Source organism: Bradyrhizobium sp. USDA 3262 (assembly GCF_054060035.1).
Genome location: NZ_JBSSCT010000001.1, coordinates 2328542 through 2348094 on the forward strand (window position 1 = coordinate 2328542; position 19553 = coordinate 2348094).

A 19553-nucleotide genomic window follows, 5' to 3' on the forward strand; every position below is an offset into this window, starting at 1 on the left:
TCGCGCCCGCAATGGTAGAGGTCCTGTCATGGCCGAGATGTTTTCGACATTGGGTACCTGGAACTGGCTGATCTTCGGCTTCATCCTGATGGCGCTGGAGCTCGCGGCGCCCGGGGTATTCCTGTTCTGGCTCGGGCTCGCGGCGCTCCTTGTGGGCCTGCTGTCGTTCGCCTTCACGCCGTCCTGGCAAACGCAGCTGCTGATGTTCGCGGTGTTTGCCGCGTTGGCGGTGCCGGCATGGCGGCATTTTGCCAAGGGCGCGACGGCGGCGAGCAAGACCAATCCGTTCCTCAACCGCCGCAACGAAGCCCTGGTCGGCCGCGAATTCACCCTGGAGAAGCCGATCATCGACGGATCGGGCACGGTGCGGATCGATGACACGGTGTGGCGCGTCGCCGGCCCCGATGCGCCTGCCGGCAGCCGGGTGAAGGTGGTCCGCGCCGACGGTGCCAGCCTGACGGTGGCGATCGCTTAGTTTGACCTGGCCCATCGACGACGACTTGGCCCGAGCGTCGAATGCTGCTTCGGACGAGTAATCCGTAGCCCGGGTGAGCCAACGGGTCGCGCGAATGCGCGCCCGATGACAGGCTCCGCGATACCCGGGGAAACCGGTCCCGCATATCGCTCCGCTCATGCGGGCTACACACTGACGGTCGCCGCGGTCTAGCTGGCGCCCCGCTTGCTCCAGCGCTCGGCGAAACGATGGAGCGGCGTGAAGGTCTGGAACAGCTCCCTCCCGAGCGCGGTGAGGCCGTAACCATCCTCCGACAGTTCGACGAAGCCGGCCTCGCGCAGCTCGGTCAATCGCGTCTGCAGGATGGTCGGCGAGGCCTCGTCGCAGGCGGTGCGCAGCGCGCGCGAGGTCAGCGCGTTCTCGCGCAGCTCCCAGACGATGCGCAAGGTCCAGCGCCGTCCCAAGAGATCGAGCAGCGCCATGATCGGGCGGCCGGTCCGCGAGCCGCGGACGGCGGGTCTTGTGACTGGGCCCTGCTTCGGCATGTCGCGAATTCCTTTCGAATCCCTCTTGCGAGTTGCTACAGATATTGTAGCGTATTGCTACATTAAATGTAGCAACGGGATCAGCCCATGTCACGCATCGCGCCGCTCGATCCGCCCTATCCGGCGGACGTTCAACAGCATTTTGATCGCATCATGCGCGGCAAGCCGCCGCTGGTGCTGTTCCGCATGATGGCCGGCCATCCACGCGCCTGGGAGAAGTTTCGCGGCGGCAGCCTGCTGGACCGCGGGCCGTTGTCGCTCAGGGAGCGCGAGATCGTGATCGACCGCACCTGCGCACTCAATGCCTGCGAATATGAATGGGGCGTCCATGTCACGGCGTTCGGCGCGGCCGCCGAACTGACGGAGCAGCAGGTCTACGCCACCGTGCGCGGTGCGGCCGATGCCGACTGCTGGTCGCCGGCCGAACAGGCGATGATCGCGGCGGTCGACGCGCTGCATGCCCGCGCGACGCTGGATGACGCGGAATTCGCCGCGTTATCGGCCCATTACGATGAGGACCAGATCCTGGAGATCATCCTGTTGTGCGGCTTCTACCGCACGGTCTCCTACCTCGCCAACGCGCTGGCCCTGCCGCTGGAGGAAACGGCGGCGCGGTTTCCGAGGTAATCGCTGTCATTTCGGGGGTCGCGCCAACAGGCACGCCCTCAGATGCGCCATTGCGCATCGGGGAATGACAAAAGGGCCTACGCCACGCCCGCCCGCAGCAGATCGTGCAGATGGATGATGCCGACCGGCTTCTTCGCATCGGTCACGATCAGCGTCGTGATCTTCGAGGCGTTGAGCAGCTCCAGCACTTCGCCGGCGAGCGTATCGCGGCTGATCGTCTTCGGCGTCCTGGTCATGACCTCGTCGACCGACAGCGTCAAAAGGTCGGGGCGCATCTGCCGGCGCAGATCGCCGTCGGTGACGATGCCGACGAGATGGCCGTGGCGGTCGACGATGCCGACGCAGCCAAAACCCTTGGAGGTCATCTCGACCAGCGCATCCGACATCTTGGTGCCGAGCGGCTTCAGCGGCAGCGCGTCGCCGCCATGCATCAGGTCGCGGGCATATTTCAGGAGCGCGCCGAGCTTGCCGCCCGGATGCAGCACGCTGAAATCGGTCGAGGTGAAGCCGCGGCCCTCGAGCAGCGCGATCGCCAGCGCATCGCCGAGCGCCAGCATCATCAGCGAGGACGTGGTCGGCGCCAGATTGTGCGGGCAGGCCTCCCGGGCCTTCGGCAGCGTCAGCTGCACGTCGGCGGCCTTGCTCAGCGTCGAGTCCTTGTCGGCCGTCATCGCGATCAGCGGAATGCCGAAGCGGGCGGCATAGGCGATCAGGTTGCGCATCTCCGGCTGCTCGCCGGACCATGACAGCGCCAGGATCACGTCATCGATCGTGATCATGCCGAGGTCGCCATGGCTCGCTTCGGCGGCGTGCACGAAGAACGCCGGCGTGCCGGTCGAGGCAAAGGTCGCGGCGATCTTGCGCCCGATATGGCCGGACTTGCCGAGCCCGGTGACGATCAGCCGTCCCTTGGCATTGCCGATCAACTCGGACGCCGCCGCGAACGGCGCGCCGAGGTCGGACTTCAGTGCCGCGGAGAGGGCTGCGACGCCGCTTGCTTCGGCATCGAGGGTGCGGAGCGCCGATTGAACGGCGCCGTCATCGGGGCCGGATGATTTGGTCATCAGCGGTTTCGGTTTGGCCATTTAGGATTCCAAGGGAGGGTTTTGCACCCGGGCGTCTCCCTTAGCACGTTCGATTCCGCGATGCGACGCGCGGCGGCCGATCCTCAACGGCTCATTAACCATAATTGTTTTAACTCCATTAACGACGTTTTCCGCCGCCCGGCGGAGTGCGCCCCACAAGTATGTGAATTCGTTGGAGTTTTTCCATCGTGTTGCGGCGGCCAGCAAGCGGCCAAGACCGGCGTGGACGCCTCGTCCGCGCGGTTTTGCCATGCCCTGCCGTGACCGTCCTGGCGCTGACCGTGACCACCGGGTTCGCCGCGGCCCAGACCGTGACGCCCGATCTGTTCAGCCCCAATCGCCAGAGCCAGGTGATCACGCAGGATTCGCCGCTGCGCCGGACCACGGCTGACGCCATGGATCCGCTCAACGGCCTGAAGCTGCCCGACGCCGATCGCGATCGCCGTTCCTCCTCGTCTTCATCGACATCAACATCGACGACGCGGATCGGGCAGGTCCCGACCTACGGGCTCCCCGCGGCGAACGGCGCCTCGACGTCGGGCTATGACTCGCTCAACCGCAAACGCCAGAAGCCGAAATACTATCCGGGTCAGGCCAAACCGAAGCCGCCGGCGGGACCCGGCTCGCCGCAGCCGACGCCGGTGCCATTGAACGGCACGGGGCAGCTGCGGCTGTCGATCCCGCCCTCGGAGACCGCCAACAAGACGCCGCTGCCGCCGGCGATGGCCGGCACCATCGTCGGCCAGCCGCCGCGCAAGCGGCTCAGGATCGACGACGATCCGTTCGGCGCCGTCGGCGACTACGCCGGCTCGTTCATGGTCAAGACCGCGGTCGAGGCGATGGCCGGCTACGACACCAATCCGGGCCGGCTCTACTCGCCGCAGGGCAGGGCGTTCTACATGGTCGCGCCGGAATTCCTTGCGGTCTCCGACTGGGAACGTCACGCCGTCGTCGCGGATCTGCGCGGCTCCTTCACCGGCTATGGCTCCGAGCTGACGCCGAACGCCAACGGCACCCCACTGTCGGCGCCGCTCGACATCGACCGTCCGAACTTCACCGGTCATGTCGACGGCCGGCTCGACGTCTCCAAATACACGCATCTCACGGCGCAGGCCCGCCTGCTGGTCTCGACCGACAATCCCGGCAGCCCGAATGTGCAGGCCGGCCTCGCCAGATATCCGCTCTACAGCACGGTCGGCGGCACCTTCGGCGTCGACCAGAATTTCAACCGCATGCAGGTCTCGCTCGGCGGCACCGTCGACCGCACCGACTATCAGTGGTCGAAGCTGACCGACGGCACCTCGTCGTCCAACGACGATCGCAACTTCACGCAGTATGGCGGTGTCGGCCGCGTCAGCTATGAGCTCAATCCGGCCGTGAAGCCGTTCGTGGAAGTGGAGGGCGACAGCCGCTTCCATGATCTCTATCTCGACCGCAACGGTTACGCGCGCAATTCGTCGGGCGGTTACGCCAAGGTCGGCACATCGTTCGAGTTCACCCGGATTCTGTTCGGCGAGGTCTCGATCGGCTATGCTAGGCGCGACTATGTCGATCCGCGGCTTAGCCCGCTCAAGGGCCTGCTGACCACCGCCTCGCTGACCTGGAATGCGACGCCGCTGACCACGGCCAAATTCTATTCCGACACCCAGATCGGCGAGACCACGCTGCCCGGCACCTCGGGCGTGCTGTCGCGCACCTACACCGTGGAGGTCGACCACGACTTCCGCCGCTGGCTGACCGGCATCGGCAAGTTCACCTACGGTACGCTCGATTACCAGGGCGACAACCGCAACGACACGATCTACTCGGTGTCAGGCGACCTGATCTACAAGATGACCCGCAGCCTCTGGATCAAGGGCACGCTGCGCCGCGACTGGCTGGATTCCAACCAGCCGGGACAGAGCTCGGCATCGACCGTGGTGATGCTGGGCGTGCGGGTGCAGAATTAGCGGTGAGGATGCCTAAGTCGCATCTCAAATGAGGTGTCGTGCTACGCGAAGGCGGGGCACCCAGTACGCCGCGGCCTGTCCGTTCAAGCCCTGACGTCTCTGGAATACTGGATCGCCCGCTTTCGCGGGCGATGACAGCTGAGTTTGTGGGATGCAGTTGGGCGAAACCGCCGGGGGCTCACCCCGGCAGATCCGTCTTCCCCATCAGGAAGGTGTCGATCGAGCGCGCGCACTGGCGGCCTTCGCGGATCGCCCAGACCACGAGCGACTGGCCGCGGCGCATGTCGCCGGCGGAGAAGATCTTCGCGCGCGAGGTCTGGTAGTCCTGCAGGGAGGCGCGGACGTTGCCGCGCTGGTCGAGCTCGACGCCCAGCGTCTTGAGCAGGCCCTCGTGCACGGGATGCACAAAGCCCATCGCCAGCAGCACGAGCTCGGCGTCGAGCGTGAACTCGGTGCCGGGCAGCGGTTTGAACTTGTCGTCGACCTTGACGCAATGCAGCTTGGTCACCTTGCCGTCGACGCCTTCGAACTTCGTCGTCAGCACGGCGTATTCGCGCACCGCGCCTTCGGCCTGGCTCGAGGACGTGCGCATCTTCAGCGGCCAGTTCGGCCAGGTCACGCCCTTGTTCTCATGCTCGGGCGGCGCCGGCATGATCTCGAGCTGGGTCACCGACTTGGCGCCTTGCCGGAACGAGGTGCCGATGCAGTCCGAACCGGTGTCGCCGCCGCCGATCACGACGACATGCTTGCCGCCGGCGAGGATGTCAGCAGCGCCGTTCAGCGGCTCGCCGGAGACGCGGCGGTTCTGCTGCGGCAGGAAGTCCATCGCGAAGTGGATGCCGGAAAGCTCGCGGCCGGGGATCGGCAGGTCGCGCGGGGCTTCCGCGCCGCCGGTCAGCGCCACGGCGTCATACTGCTTGGCGAGCTCCTGCGGATCGATCGCGCCGGGCGTCGAGCCGCCGACGGCCTTGCCGTAGTGGAAGGTGACGCCCTCGGCTTCCATCTGTGCCACGCGGCGGTCGATGATGCCCTTCTCCATCTTGAAGTCGGGAATGCCATAGCGCAGCAGGCCGCCGGCCTTGGCGAACTTCTCGTAGACATGCACTTCGTGGCCGGCGCGCGCGAGCTGCTGCGCGGCGGCCATGCCGGCGGGACCCGAGCCGATCACGGCGACCTTCTTGCCGGTCTTGACGGCTGCGATCTCCGGCTTCAGCCAGCCATTGTCCCAGGCGCGGTCGACGATCGCGCATTCGATGGTCTTGATGGTGACCGGGTTGTCGTCGATGTTGAGCGTGCAGGACGCCTCGCACGGCGCCGGGCAGATGCGGCCGGTGAATTCGGGGAAATTGTTGGTCGAGTGCAGGTTGCGCGAGGCCTCTTCCCAGTTGCCCTGATAGACGAGGTCGTTGAAATCGGGGATCTGGTTGTTGACCGGGCAGCCCGGCGTGCCCGGCGCGGTCGAGCCGGTGCCGTGGCAATAGGGGATGCCGCAATTCATGCAGCGCGCAGCCTGGTCGCGCGTGTCCTTCTCGCTCAGCGGAATGACGAATTCCCTGAAGTTCTTGAGTCGATCGGCGACCGGCTCGTACTTGCGGTCATGCCGCTCGATCTCGAGAAAACCTGTGATCTTGCCCATTGAAACCCGATGCCCCTGCATCATGTGTTCGTCTGTTCTGTTTGACCCTCATCCTGAGGAGCGGCGCGTGCGCCGCGTCTCGAAGGATGGAGGCCCGTGTGGCGGCCTCATGGTTCGAGACGGCGCTGCGCGCCTCCTCACCATGAGGGTCTTCCAGGCTTACGCGCCGATCGCGATCTTCGGCTCGGCGTCGGCGTTCGCCTTCATTTCCTTCAGCGCGCGGCGGTACTCCACCGGCATCACCTTGCGGAATTTCGGCAGCCAGCTCTTCCAATCGGCGAGGATCTCCGCCGCCTTCTTCGAACCCGTCAGCTTGGCGTGACGCGTGACCAGGACGTGCAGCCGCTCCACATCGGAGTCGAGCAGGTTCTGGAACACGTCGACCCGGCCATGCGCCTCGAGATCGCCGGAGTGGTGGTAGGTGTCGGCGTTGATCATCTCCTCCGACAGCACCGGCTCGAGCTCGACCATCGAAAGGTTGCAGAGCTTGTCGAAGTCGCCGGCCTCGTCCAGCACATAGGCGATGCCGCCGGACATGCCGGCCGCGAAGTTGCGTCCGGTCTTGCCGAGCACCACGACGATGCCGCCGGTCATGTATTCGCAGCAATGATCGCCGGCGCCCTCGACGACCGCGACCGCGCCGGAATTGCGCACCGCAAAGCGCTCGCCGGCGATGCCGCGGAAGTAGCACTCGCCCGCGATCGCGCCGTACATCACGGTGTTGCCGACGATGATCGACTCCTCCGGCACGATGCCGGAGATCTTCGGCGGCTTGACGATGATGCAGCCGCCCGAGAGGCCCTTGCCGACATAGTCGTTGCCTTCACCCTCGAGGTCGAAGGTGACGCCCTTGGCGAGCCAGGCGCCGAACGCCTGTCCCGCCGTGCCCTTCAGGCCGACATGGATCGTGTCGAGCGGCAGGCCGGCATGGCCGTAGATCTTGGCCACCGCGCCCGACAGCATCGCGCCGGCGGAACGGTCGGTGTTGTTGATCTCTTCCTCGATCTTGACCGGGGCGCCGCGATCGAGCGCGGCCTGCGCCTTGCCGATCAGCCGGCGGTCGAGCACGGCCTCCAGATGATGGTTCTGGCTCTCCGAGTGATAGATCGTCTGGCCCTTCTCCTCCTTCTGCCGCACGAACAGCTTGGAGAAATCGAGGCCCTTGGCCTTCCAGTGCGAGACCAGCGCGGTCTGGTCCAGCATCTGGACCTGGCCGACCATCTCGTCGAACGTCTTGTAGCCGAGCTGCGCCATGATCTCGCGGACTTCCTCGGCGACGAAGAAGAAGTAGTTGATGACGTGCTCGGGCTGGCCGGTGAAGCGCTTGCGCAGCACCGGATCCTGGGTCGCGACGCCGACCGGGCAGGTGTTGAGGTGGCACTTGCGCATCATGATGCAGCCCGCCGCGATCAGGGGCGCGGTGGCGAAGCCGAACTCGTCGGCCCCGAGCAGCGCGCCGATCACGACGTCACGCCCGGTGCGGAAGCCGCCGTCGACCTGGACCGCGATGCGGCTGCGCAGCTGCTGGCGCACCAGCGTCTGATGGGTCTCGGCAAGACCGATCTCCCACGGCGAGCCGGCATGCTTGATCGAGGTCAGCGGCGAGGCACCGGTGCCGCCCTCGAAGCCCGCGATGGTCACATGGTCGGCGCGGGCCTTGGCGACGCCGGCGGCAACAGTGCCGACTCCGACCTCCGACACCAGCTTCACCGAGACCTGACCGTCCGGATTGACGTTCTTGAGGTCGTAGATCAGCTGGGCGAGGTCCTCGATCGAGTAGATGTCGTGATGCGGCGGCGGCGAGATCAGGCCGACGCCCGGCGTCGAATGCCGGACGCGGGCGATCGTTGCGTCGACCTTGTGGCCGGGCAACTGGCCGCCTTCGCCGGGCTTGGCGCCCTGCGCCATCTTGATCTGCATCATGTCGGAGTTGACGAGGTATTCCGTCGTCACGCCGAACCGGCCCGAGGCGACCTGCTTGATCGCCGAGCGCATGCTGTCGCCGTTGGGCATCGGCTTGAAGCGGTCGGACTCCTCGCCGCCTTCGCCGGTGTTCGACTTGCCGCCGATCCGGTTCATCGCGATCGCGAGCGTGGTGTGCGCCTCGCGCGAGATCGAGCCGAACGACATCGCGCCGGTCGAGAATCGCCTGACGATGTCCTTGGCCGGCTCGACGTCCTCGAGCTTGACCGGCTTGCGCTTGTCGTCCTCGGCGCTCTTGATCCGGAACAGGCCGCGCAGCGTCAAGAGACGCTCGGACTGCTCGTTGAGGATCTTGGCGAACGCCCGGTAGCGCTCCTGCGAATTGCCGCGCACGGCGTGCTGCAGCGTCGAGACCGACTCCGCGGTCCAGGCGTGGTCCTCGCCGCGGGTGCGGTAGGCATATTCGCCGCCGACATCGAGCGCGCTCTTGTAGATCTGGCCGTCGCCGAACGCGTCGGTGTGGCGACGCACGGTCTCCTCGGCGATCTCGCCGAGGCCGACGCCCTCGATCCTTGTGTGGGTGCCGGCAAAATACTTGGCGACGAAGTCCGCCTTCAGGCCGACCGCGTCGAAGATCTGCGCGCCGCAATAGGACTGGTAGGTCGAGATGCCCATCTTGGACATCACCTTGAGCAGGCCCTTGCCGATCGACTTGATGTAGCGCTTGACGATCTCGTAGTCGTCGAGCGCGCCGGGCAGCCGGTCCTTCATCGCGAGGATGGTTTCGAACGCGAGATAGGGGTTGATCGCTTCGGCGCCGTAGCCGGCGAGGCAAGCGAAGTGATGCACCTCGCGCGGCTCGCCGGATTCCACGACGAGGCCGACCGAGGTGCGCAGGCCGGTGCGGATCAGGTGATGATGCACGGCGGCGCAGGCCAGCAGCGACGGGATCGGAATCCGGTCGGTGCCGGTCATGCGGTCCGACAGGATGATGATGTTGATGCCCTCGCGCACCGCGCCCTCGGCGCGCGCGCAGAGCTCGTCGAGCACCTGCTCCATGCCCGCCGCGCCGAAGCCGGCGTGGAAGGTGGTGTCGAGCGTGCGCGACTTGAAGTGGGTCTCGGCGACGTCGGAGATCGAGCGGATCTTTTCCAGATCCGCGTCGGTCAGGATCGGCTGCCGCACCTCGAGGCGCTTGGTCGAGGCGACGCCCTGCAGGTCGAACAGGTTCGGCCGCGGCCCGATGATCGAGACGAGGCTCATGACGATTTCCTCGCGGATCGGATCGATCGGCGGGTTCGTCACCTGCGCGAAGTTCTGCTTGAAGTAGGTGAACAGCTGCTTCGGCTTGTCCGACAGCGCCGAGATCGGCGTGTCGTTGCCCATCGAGCCGGCGGCTTCCTCGCCGGTGGCGGCCATCGGCGTCATCAGGATCGCGATGTCTTCCTGGCTGTAGCCGAACGCCTGCTGCCGATCGAGCAGCGGCAGGTTGGAGCGCACGCCCTTGGCCGGCGCATCCGGCAGCTCCTCGAGCTGGATCTGGGTGCGATGCAGCCAGTCGCTGTAGGGATGGCTCTTGGCGAGGTCGGCCTTGATCTCGTCGTCGGGAATCAGGCGGCCCTGCTCGAGGTCGACGAGCAGCATCTTGCCGGGCTGCAGCCGCCACTTGGTGACGATCTGGTCCTCCGGAATCTTCAGCACGCCCATTTCGGACGCCATCACGATGCGGTCGTCCTTGGTGACGAGATAGCGCGCCGGGCGCAGGCCGTTGCGATCGAGCGTGGCGCCGATCTTGCGGCCGTCGGTGAAGGCGATCGCGGCCGGGCCGTCCCACGGCTCCATCAGCGCAGCGTGATATTCGTAGAAGGCGCGGCGCTGCTCATCCATCAGGGGATTGCCGGCCCACGCTTCCGGGATCATCATCATCACGGCGTGCGGCAGCGAGTAACCGCCCTGCACCAGGAATTCGAGCGCGTTGTCGAAGCAGGCGGTGTCGCTCTGGCCTTCATAGGAGATCGGCCAGAGGCGGCTGATGTCCTTGCCGTAGAGCTCCGAATGCACGGAAGCCTGCCGCGCTGCCATCCAGTTGACGTTGCCGCGCAGCGTGTTGATTTCGCCGTTATGGGCGATCATCCGGTACGGATGCGCCAGCGACCAGGTCGGGAAGGTGTTGGTCGAGAAGCGTTGATGCACCAGCGCCAGCGCGCTGTCGAAGTCGGCCTCATGCAGGTCGGGATAGTACTTGCCGAGCTGGTCGGCGAGGAACATGCCCTTGTAGATCACGGTGCGGCACGACAGCGAGCACGGATAGTAGCCCGCCATGCCGCGGTCGCGGCGTTGATAGATCGCCTGCGAGATCGACTTGCGCAGGATGTAGAGGTGGCGCTCGAAATCGTCCTCGGTCTTGGCCGCACCATTGCGGCCGATGAAGACCTGCATGTGGTAGGGCTCGGTCGGCTTCACGGTGACGCCGAGCGAGGAATTGTCACTGGGCACGTCGCGCCAGCCGAGCAGCTTGAAGCCCTCGTTCTTGATCTCGTCGGCGATGATGCTCTTGATCACGTTCCGCCACGCGGCATCGCGCGGCATGAACAGCGCGCCGATGGCGTATTCGCCGGGCTGCGGCAGCTTGAAGCCGAGCTCCGCGGTCTTGCGCGCGAAGAAGGCGTGCGGGATCTGCACCAGGATGCCGGCGCCGTCACCGGCGCGCGGATCGGCGCCGACGGCGCCGCGATGCTCGAGGTTGCACAGGATGTTCAGCGCGTCGGAGACGATCTGGTGCGACTTCTGGCCCTTGATGTTGGCGATGAAGCCGACGCCGCAGGAATCCTTTTCCAGGCTCGGATCAAACAGGCCTTCGGCTTCAGGACGCCAGGTGTGGAGCTCACGCGCGGGCTCGGCGGCTTTCGAGTCCGCGGTCGCCGACAGCGTTCCTGCCACGATGTTTTCGCGCTCGAATTCCGACCCGCTCATGTGTCCTCTCCCTTTCGTAAGGGCCCCACCATATTTGGCGCACCTTGGACGTTGCGGCACCCACCGGGCCACCGCTCGTCCGCCGCGAGCCGCATTTTCCTAAATTCAGACGACGGGCGTTTCAACGTCCCCTGAGGGACGGCCCTGCCTGCAGCATTCTCGGAGCTCGGGGCGCCGAGGTCTCGTTGCAATCCCTATGCCGGGATGGCCGCGAAATTGAGACAGCTTTGCTGTCCTAACTACGACCTTGCCAAATTTTTGTCTATCACACAAGCGCGAGGAAGTCCTCGCCCGCATGCTCGGATCGAACGGCTCGGCCGCCGCGCCGCGCCCCTGATTCGAAGCAAACACGCCGTGATCTGGCCCAAGGAGCGACCAAGGACCGCCGAATTTGAAACTGAAATTTTGTCCCAGGCAAGCCGGCAAGAGAGCGGGAACGCTCCCAAGGGCGGGCAGACAGGAGTTACGGCGATGAAGTTGTTCACAGGTTCGGTTGCTGCCGCGGCCCTCGCGCTCAGCGCAGCCGCGGCCGAGGCCCAGCTGGCGACGCCCGCCCGGATCGGCAGCCCGCTTTTGGTCAGGGTATCCGACATGGACGGGCCCTATGCCGCCATGCCCGAGGTTCCGCCGCCGCCGCGCTACGGCCGTGTGCCGAGCCTGTTGCCGCCGGTCGAGGTCTATACCGTGCTCCGCGAGAACGGCTATCTGCCGCTTGGTGCGCCCCGGCAGCGCGGGTTCGTCTACACGATCTCGGTGATCGACCACGGCGGCGACGACGGCCGGCTGGTGATCGATGCCCGCGACGGCCACATCATCCGCTTCACGCCGGCCTCTCGGCTCGGCGACAATTACGAAGAGGAAATGAGCGCGACCGACGGTCCCGCCGGGCAGATGCCGCGGCCGATCCAGGCCCGGGTGCCGCGCCCGCCGCTCCCGATCCCGCATGTCGCCAGCCGCGTGCCGGTGCCCAAACGCAGCCCGCTCTCGGCCAAGGCCCAGGCTCCGGCCGCCCAGGCTCCGGCGGCTCAGGTTCCGGCGGCGGCAGCTCAGGCTCCCGCCCCGGCGGCTCAGGCCGCCGTTCCGCAGGCGGCCACGCCGCAGCCTGCCCAGGCGGCCGCACCCGCGCCGGCCGAGCAAGCCGTAGCTGCCCCGAAGCCGGCCGAGGCCGCGGCTGCCCCGCAAGCCGTCCAGCAAGCCGAGGCTCCGACCGTCGGTCAGGGTGCTCCACCGCCGGCTGCGCCGGCGCCCGCGATCCTGCCGACCCAGGCAATGCCCAAGGTGCAGGGATTGGAGTGAGATCCGTAGCCCGGATGGAGCGCAGCGAAATCCGGGGACGTTTCGGCGGCAAGACCTTCCCGGATTGCGCTTCACTCCATCCGGGCTACGAAGGCCTGATCTGGGCCACGGCCCGCCCCAACAAAAAACGCCCCGGTTTCCCGGGGCGTTTTCGCGATCAGCCAATATCTGCTGACGCGGGGCTTGTTGCTTAAGCGGCGACCTTGCCGGCCGAGCCGTCAACGACCTGCGGGGCCTTCTCGCCGCCGCCGATCGGAATGCTGCGGGGCTTCTTGGCCTCGGGAATCTCGCGGACGAGATCGACGTGGAGCAGACCGTTCTCGAGCGAGGCGTTCTTCACCTGCACGAAGTCGGCAAGCTGGAAGACGCGCTCGAAGGCGCGGGAGGCGATGCCGCGATAGAGCACTTCGGAGCCGTTGCCGGAGTTCTCGTTGGCGCTCTTCTCGCCCTTGATCGTCAGCGTGTTCTCCTTCGCGACGATCGAAAGCTCGGCCTGCGAGAAGCCGGAGACCGCAACGCTAATCCGGTAAGCATTCTCGCCGGTGCGCTCGATGTTGTAGGGGGGATAACCGGGGCTGCCGTCCGAGGTCACCTGATCGAGCAGGTTGAAGAGGCGGTCGAAGCCGACGGTGGAACGATAAAACGGCGTGAGGTCGTAGCTACGCATAGGAATAGTCCTCCATTGAGCGACTGTTTCAGTTACCCGCCCGCCATCGGGCCGGGCTTAGATGTGTGCAGCCTGATGTTTCGGTTCCGAAACACTGGTAGCGGCCTGCACGGAGGTGATATGGGAGGGGTCACGTCGCGTTCAAGAGGCGGAAACCGCGTCGCATTTTTTGGCGCTGGCGTCCTTGATCTCCACCCTGTCTCACCACTCCGGTCCCCTTCATGACGCTCGTCTCGATTCCCGCCAACCCGGTTCCGGACGACGTTGTCAGTGGCACCATCAAGACACCAGACGGGGCCGAGCTGCGCTTTGCGCGCTGGGCGCCGCCGCCCGGTCGCAAGGGCACGGTCTGCGTGTTTGGCGGGCGCGGCGAGATGATCGAAAAATATTTCGAGACCGTGCGCGATCTGCGCGACCGCGGCTTTGCGGTGGCGATCATCGACTGGCGCGGGCAGGGCCACTCGTCGCGGCGGCTGCGCGATCCCCGCAAGGGCTACGTGCGCGACTTCGCCGATTACGAGGTCGACGTCGAGACCTTCGTGCAGCAGGTGGTGCTGCCGGATTGCCCGCCGCCTTATTTCGCGCTGGCGCATTCGATGGGCGGTGCGGTGATGCTGCGCCTCGCGCATGCCGGCAAGCGCTGGTTCGACCGCATGGTGCTGTCGGCGCCGATGATCGACCTGCCGCGCCGCCGCGTGTCGTTCTTCCCGAGCGCGCTGCTTCGGATCATGCGGCTGGCCGGGCAGGGCGGCCGCTATGTACCCGGCGGCGGCGACGAATTGGTCGGCCTCGCGCCCTTCATCGGCAATCCCGTGACCAGCGATCCGGTGCGCCACGCCCGCAACGCGGCGATCCTGGAAGAAGATCCGACGCTCGGCATCGCGGCGCCGACGATCGCCTGGGCCGACACCGCGTTCACCGCGATGCGCACCTTCCGCGGCATGTCGTATCCGTCCGAAATCCGCCAGCCGATCCTGATGCTGGCGGCGAGCAATGACGAGGTGGTGTCGACGGCCGCGATCGAGGAGTTCGCCTATCACTTGCGCGCCGGCTCGCATCTCGTGATCGCCGGCTCCAAGCACGAAATCCTGCAGGAGCAGGACCGCTACCGCGGCCAGTTCTGGGCGGCGTTCGATGCGTTCGTGCCGGGCACGCCGCTGTTCAAGTGAAACATGGCGTTTTCGAGCGAAGTGGATCCCGGTTCGCGTGAAGAAAACGCGTCAAACAAAAATCTAGCGCTGTAGCAGCGCGATGATCCGATCCGGAAAGCGCTTGTCCACGAACAGCGTCCTGACCTCGGCGACGCTGAGATAGCGGTCCTTGCCTTCGCCCTTGCCCATGATGTCGAGCAGCACCGGCCACTCGCCGAGCATCAGGAGCGGATAGTAGCAGTGCGCGATGCCGTAGGACGGCGGATGCTCGTCCTTGGCGCGCTGGAAGTTCGCCGCCATGAAGGTCTTGATCTCGGCGGCCGACAGCCCGCGTTCGACGCTGCCGTCGGGGGCCTTGTAATCCTTGCCGAAGGTCGCGAGCCGCGCAATCTCGTCCTCATGGACCACCGCGTGCTGGTCGAGAATGCGCGAGCCGGCGCCGTGCTTGTCGAGCGGGCCGTTGCGCAACGCGTCGAGAATGGTGCCATGGAACAGGCTGCGCAGCTGGCTGAAAGGACCGAGGCCGTTGGCGATCTGCGCAACCATGAAGATCTTCGCTCGCGCGGTGAACCCCTCGAACCCGGTCTTGCCGGTTGCGCGCCCGATGGTGCCGGTCAGCTCAGGCAGCGGCACGATATGGCCGCCGACATAGTTGCCGGCGACGAGCGCCCGCAGGAACGGGCAGGGATTGTCAGGAGAAATCTGCGGGGTGGGCGCCTTGCTTGCAGCCGTATCGGACATCAAACCACATCCTGAAAAGCGTCAGCTTAAAAAGCATCCATTACCGGTGGATGAATTCGCTCAGGAGTCGACGGCGAATTTCGATGTGGACGCAACCAGAGCGAGTTTGCCGAACGGCAGGCCGGCTTTCAAGAGGCCGTCGCGATAATGCGCGATGTCGGCCGGGTTCTTCCAGTGGAAATTGCGCAAGTGACGCTCGACCGTCAGCTCGGGATGGTTGGCGAGCAGGGCCTCGGCTGCCTGCGCGGCCTCGTCGGCGCGGCCGAGTTGGGCGAGCGCTGCGGTGCGCACCGCAAGGCACTGCAGATGGTTCGGGTTCAGATACAGCCCCTCGCGCGACCACGACAGCGACGCGTCATATTGCCCGAGCAGATAATGGCTGAACGCGTTCAGCGCCGCCCATTGGTAGCGCGGGTCGCTGTTGCCGCGCTGGACCGCCGTCGAGAACAGATCGACCGCCTTGCGATGGTCGCCGATCACCATGTGGCAAATTCCCAGCACGCCGCGCGCGCCCATGTCGTAGGGGTTGAGCTCGATCGCCCGCTTGATGGCATCCATCGCGGCTTCGTAATGGCCCTGCATCGCGTGCAGATAGGCCAGCAGCGAAAACGCGAACGAGGAGCGCGGGTCGAGCCGCACGCTGCTCTCGGCCAAGCTGACTGACGAGGCCCACAATTCGCGCGTGCTCGGAATCCAGCCGAACTGGATGCTCTGGATCTGGATCAGCGCCAGATAGGCGCGCGCGATCGACAGCGCAGGGTCGAGCTCGATCGCCTCCTTGAACAGCGCGATCGCGGTTTCGCAATCGTCCTTGGTCTGGTGGTAGTAGTGCGACAGCCCCTTCAGGAAGCGATCCCACGCCGTCAGTTCGGCGTTCGGCGAGCGCGCCGGTGCCGAGGGCCTCGGCGCGATAGATCTCCTGGGCGACGGCGGCGGAGAGATTCGCGGTGATCTCGTCCTGCATCGCGAACAGGTCGCCCATGTCGCGGTCGTAGCGGCCGGTCCACAGCTGCTCGCCCTTCTCGGGCGCGATCAGTTCGGCGGAGACGCGGATCTTGTTGCCGGCGCGCCGTACCGAACCCTGGATCAGATAGGTTGCGTCGATCTCGCGCGCGATCAGCCGGGTCGAGACGTTCTTGCCCTTGTAGGCGAAGGTCGAGTTGCGGCTCAGCACGCGATAGAAGGATTGCAGCGACAGCGCGTGGATCAGGTCCTCGGTCAGGCCGTCCGAGAAATATTCGTCGGCGCCGCCGCTCAGATTGTCGAACGGCAGCACGCCGACGATGGCGGTGCGATATTGCCCCGGCAGATGCGGGCCGTCGTCCGGAACCTGCTCCTGCGCATCGGACCCGGCCGGCGCCCAGGTCCAGACATTGACCGGCTCGGCGATGTTCTTGAAGCGGTGCGGGCCGGCGTCGACGAGGGTGACGGCAAGCCGCCGTCCCGCTTCGGTGCGGGCCTTGTCCGACACCGCGATGCCGCCCGGCGTTGCGACCGTCTCGAGACGGACCGCGATGTTGACGTCGTCGCCGAACACCTCGTCCTCGTCGGCCATGACGTCGCCCATGTGGACGCCCATCCGAAAGTGCATGGCGCGGTCGGCCGGCAGATGTTCGTTGCGCTCGGCCATCAGGGTCTGCATCGCGACGGCGGCCTCGATCGCGCCGATGATGCTCGGAAATTCCAGGAGGAAGCCGTCGCCGGTGTTTTTGACGATACGGCCGCCATGGTTGAGGATGATCGGGTAGATCGCGCTGCGGTGCGCCTTGAACGAGGCATGCGTCCCCGCCTCGTCGGCACCCATCATGCGGGAATAGCCGGCGATGTCAGCGCAAAGAATGGCAGCGAGCCGTCTTTCCATGTCTCCTGTGCCCTGGAATGGCCACTTAGCCGAGGTGACCGAATCCGATACTTACAAGACAGGCCGGGTCCGGCGGAAGCCCGGTTTGCAGGCACCTATAATGCATAGTAGCAGGAATTGGCACGCGACCAACGGATGGTACAGTCGTTTCTCTACTGAATTCGTGTGTCGCTGGGATGGCGCCGGCTGGCCGATCATCCTTTCCGGCCGGTTACTTGCATAGGTTAACGTCGCTGACATGCTGGGAATTCACGAGCTTTGGCTGTTTGTCCTGTCCGGGCTGCTGCTCAACGTCACACCGGGGCCGGATACCGCCTATATCATCGGGCGCACGATTCAGCTCGGATGGCGCGGCGGCGCCGCTGCGGCGATCGGTATCAGCTGCGGCTGCCTGGTCCATGTGCTGGGTGCGGCGATCGGCCTGTCGGCGCTGCTGATGGCCTCGTCGACCGCGTTCCTGGCCGTCAAGCTGGTCGGCGCGGCCTATCTGGTGCTGACCGGCCTGCAGATGCTGCTGGCGCGCGCCAAGCCAATCGCTGACATCACGGGGCAGGGCGGCGAGACCTCGATCTCGCGCGTGTTCTGGCAGGGGGCGCTGACCAATATCCTCAACCCCAAGGTGGCGCTGTTCTTCCTGGCTTTCCTGCCGCAATTCGTAGCGGCGGACGCGCCACACAAGACGCTCGCCTTCCTGGTGCTCGGGCTGATCTTCATCACCGGCGGCACGCTGTGGTGCCTTGGTCTTGCGGCCTTCGCGGCGCGGGCCGCCGGCCGCATCAGGCAATCGGCCGGCGTGATCGCCTGGATCAACCGCTCGCTCGGCGCGCTCTTCATCTATCTCGGCGTCCGCGTTGCGACGCTGGAAGCGCGCTAGCTCGCGCCTTGGCGCTCTGCTGTGCCGCTCTAGCCGTGGATCTTGAGCAGCGCGCTGCCGGCGAGGTAGATGCCGAGCAGGATCATCGAGATCAGGAACCAGCAGCGGAACACCTCGGGCTGCATCCGCGTGCGAACCGCCTGGCCGATGAACATGCCGGTGAACGACGCCGCCATCGCGACCGCGCCCGGCAGCGCGGTGGCCGCCGTCAACAGGCCCGAGGCCGTGAGGTTGAAGGCAAGCGCCACGGTCGCGGTGGTGAAGAACACGCCGAGCGCCTGCACCAGTTCGTCCTTCTCCATGCCGATCGCCTGCATGAACGGCATCGAGGGGATGACCTGAACGCCGGTCGCCGCCGAGATCAGCCCGGTGACGACGCCGACGATGCCGCCGATCCATTTCTCGTCGCGCCGTGCGACCTTGAAGCTGAACCTGTTCAGGCCGACGATCGCGTAGATCACCAGCAGCACGCCCAGCACCACGGTGCCGTAGGCCGCGTAAGGCCCGGTCAACAGCCCGGCATTGATCCAGATGCCCGCCACGGTGCCGAGCATCAACGGCCACAGCCGCCTGATGATGTCGCGCAGATAGGGGCCGACGAAGGTCTGCCAGATATTGGTGACGATCGCCGGCACGATCACGATCGCAATCGCCTGGCCCGGCGCCATCGTGGTTGCGAGCAGCCCCATCGCGACCGTCGGCAGGCCGAGGCCGAGCGTACCCTTGACGAAGCCGGCGAGCAGGAAGGCGAAAGCGATGAAGATCAGGAGATGGTCGACCATGGCGGCACATTGACCGATCGATGCGAACGGCACAATCTGGAGGTTACGGAGTTAGCCTTCGGGCGACCCGAAGGTATGGGGGCGGGAAACGTCATGCGGTTCGACCTGACCGACTTGCAATTGTTCATCGCGGTTTCCGATGCGCGCAGCATCACGCAGGGCGCGGCGCGCGCGAACCTTGCGCTGGCTTCGGCCAGCGAGCGGATCAAGGGCCTCGAGGAAGCGCTCGGCGTCGCGCTGCTCAAGCGCGGTCGGCGCGGCGTCGAACTGACGGCGGCGGGCGAGAGCCTGCTCGGCCATGCCCGCATCGTGATCCACAATGTCGAGGCGCTGCAAAGCGATCTCGCCGCCTATGCCAGCGGCGTTCGCGCCAACGTGCTGCTGCTGGCCAACACCTCGGGCCTGTCGGAGCATCTGCCGCGCGCGCTCGCGGCATTCCTGCACGAGCATCCCGATATCAGCGTCGACGTCGAGGAGCGCGAGAGCACCGATATCGCAACCGCGATCGCCAGCGGCGCCGCCGATCTCGGCTTCGCCGCGGAGCACGCGCTGCCCGACAGCGTCGAGCGCTTCCTGTTCAGCGAGGACCGCCTGATGCTGGTGGCGTCGCGACGCAGCGATCTCGGCGGCCGTCGCCAGATCGACTTCCAGGAAGTGGTCGGCCGCGATTTCGTCGGGCTCACGGCAACGTCCGCGCTGCAGGTTCATATCTCGCGGCACGCCGCAAAGCTCGGTGCGCGGCTGCGCTTCCGCGCCCGCCTGCGCGGCTTCGATGCGATCTGCCAGATGGTCGCCGCCGATGTCGGCATCGCCGTGATCCCGGAGACCGCGGCGCGGCGTTGCGCGGCGTCGATGCCGATCACGACGATAAGGATCCGCGACGCCTGGGCCAACCGCCGGCTGACGATCTGCGCGCGCAGCTTCAAGGCGCTGCCGCGGGCGGCCAAGCAGCTCGTGGACTATCTGCGCGCCGAAGCGCAGCGCTGACG

The 19553-nt window shown here is 66.1% G+C and carries 14 protein-coding genes and 1 pseudogene; 7 read left to right on the forward strand and 8 right to left on the reverse strand.

Annotated features, from left to right (window positions below):
* Window positions 1–28 precede the first annotated feature (28 nt).
* Window positions 29–475, forward strand: coding sequence for an NfeD family protein (locus ACVWYP_RS10830; protein ID WP_304498608.1), 447 nt, complete (start codon window positions 29–31; stop codon window positions 473–475).
* 188 nt (window positions 476–663) lie between these two features.
* Here the strand turns inward: ACVWYP_RS10830 and ACVWYP_RS10835 are convergent, their stop codons facing one another.
* Complete coding sequence (locus ACVWYP_RS10835) at window positions 664–999, reverse strand: winged helix-turn-helix transcriptional regulator (RefSeq protein WP_304498609.1); 336 nt, start codon at window positions 997–999, stop codon at window positions 664–666.
* An 87-nt stretch (window positions 1000–1086) separates the two neighbouring features.
* Between ACVWYP_RS10835 and ACVWYP_RS10840 the strand changes: the two genes are divergently transcribed.
* Window positions 1087–1626 (forward strand): carboxymuconolactone decarboxylase family protein, encoded by a 540-nt coding sequence (locus ACVWYP_RS10840; RefSeq protein ID WP_304498610.1) that lies wholly within the window; start codon window positions 1087–1089, stop codon window positions 1624–1626.
* 77 nt (window positions 1627–1703) lie between these two features.
* Here the strand turns inward: ACVWYP_RS10840 and ACVWYP_RS10845 are convergent, their stop codons facing one another.
* Window positions 1704–2711: a KpsF/GutQ family sugar-phosphate isomerase gene (locus ACVWYP_RS10845; RefSeq protein ID WP_057016246.1), complete on the reverse strand. Its 1008-nt coding sequence runs from the start codon at window positions 2709–2711 to the stop codon at window positions 1704–1706.
* 260 nt (window positions 2712–2971) lie between these two features.
* On the opposite strand from ACVWYP_RS10845, the gene ACVWYP_RS10850 reads away from it, so the two are divergent.
* A complete protein-coding gene (locus ACVWYP_RS10850; RefSeq protein ID WP_304498611.1) occupies window positions 2972–4660 on the forward strand; it encodes an outer membrane beta-barrel protein in 1689 nt (562 codons plus the stop codon).
* Between the two features lie 178 nt (window positions 4661–4838).
* Here the strand turns inward: ACVWYP_RS10850 and ACVWYP_RS10855 are convergent, their stop codons facing one another.
* Window positions 4839–6296: a glutamate synthase subunit beta gene (locus tag ACVWYP_RS10855; RefSeq protein WP_304498612.1), complete on the reverse strand. Its 1458-nt coding sequence runs from the start codon at window positions 6294–6296 to the stop codon at window positions 4839–4841.
* A 159-nt stretch (window positions 6297–6455) separates the two neighbouring features.
* The gene (gltB, locus tag ACVWYP_RS10860) at window positions 6456–11192 is read right to left on the reverse strand and encodes a glutamate synthase large subunit (protein WP_453946180.1); all 4737 of its coding nucleotides are present in this window, start codon (window positions 11190–11192) and stop codon (window positions 6456–6458) included.
* Between the two features lie 471 nt (window positions 11193–11663).
* Here gltB and ACVWYP_RS10865 point away from each other — a divergent pair, with 471 nt between their 5' ends.
* On the forward strand, window positions 11664–12488 hold the full coding sequence (locus ACVWYP_RS10865) for a hypothetical protein (RefSeq protein WP_304498613.1): 825 nt from the start codon (window positions 11664–11666) through the stop codon (window positions 12486–12488).
* Window positions 12489–12678: 190 nt separating this feature from the next.
* Here the strand turns inward: ACVWYP_RS10865 and ACVWYP_RS10870 are convergent, their stop codons facing one another.
* Window positions 12679–13155, reverse strand: a complete 477-nt coding sequence (locus ACVWYP_RS10870; RefSeq protein ID WP_038384347.1) for an Hsp20 family protein — start codon at window positions 13153–13155, stop codon at window positions 12679–12681.
* Window positions 13156–13376: 221 nt separating this feature from the next.
* On the opposite strand from ACVWYP_RS10870, the gene ACVWYP_RS10875 reads away from it, so the two are divergent.
* Window positions 13377–14324, forward strand: a complete 948-nt coding sequence (locus ACVWYP_RS10875) for an alpha/beta fold hydrolase (RefSeq protein ID WP_453946178.1) — start codon at window positions 13377–13379, stop codon at window positions 14322–14324.
* 63 nt (window positions 14325–14387) lie between these two features.
* Here ACVWYP_RS10875 and ACVWYP_RS10880 read toward each other — a convergent pair whose 3' ends face one another.
* A complete protein-coding gene (locus ACVWYP_RS10880; protein WP_304498614.1) occupies window positions 14388–15047 on the reverse strand; it encodes a hypothetical protein in 660 nt (219 codons plus the stop codon).
* Between the two features lie 60 nt (window positions 15048–15107).
* Window positions 15108–16908 (reverse strand): annotated as a pseudogene (locus ACVWYP_RS10885) (adenylate/guanylate cyclase domain-containing protein).
* Window positions 16909–17146: 238 nt separating this feature from the next.
* On the opposite strand from ACVWYP_RS10885, the gene ACVWYP_RS10890 reads away from it, so the two are divergent.
* Entirely contained in the window at window positions 17147–17782 is a 636-nt protein-coding gene (locus ACVWYP_RS10890) for a LysE family translocator (protein WP_304498615.1), read from the forward strand.
* 29 nt (window positions 17783–17811) lie between these two features.
* On the opposite strand, the gene ACVWYP_RS10895 is transcribed toward ACVWYP_RS10890, so the two are convergent.
* Window positions 17812–18564, reverse strand: a complete 753-nt coding sequence (locus ACVWYP_RS10895; RefSeq protein ID WP_304498616.1) for a sulfite exporter TauE/SafE family protein — start codon at window positions 18562–18564, stop codon at window positions 17812–17814.
* Window positions 18565–18657: 93 nt separating this feature from the next.
* Between ACVWYP_RS10895 and ACVWYP_RS10900 the strand changes: the two genes are divergently transcribed.
* Window positions 18658–19551 carry a LysR family transcriptional regulator gene (locus ACVWYP_RS10900; RefSeq protein ID WP_018269712.1) on the forward strand — a complete coding sequence of 298 codons (894 nt, stop codon included), beginning with the start codon at window positions 18658–18660 and terminating at the stop codon, window positions 19549–19551.
* Window positions 19552–19553 lie beyond the last annotated feature (2 nt).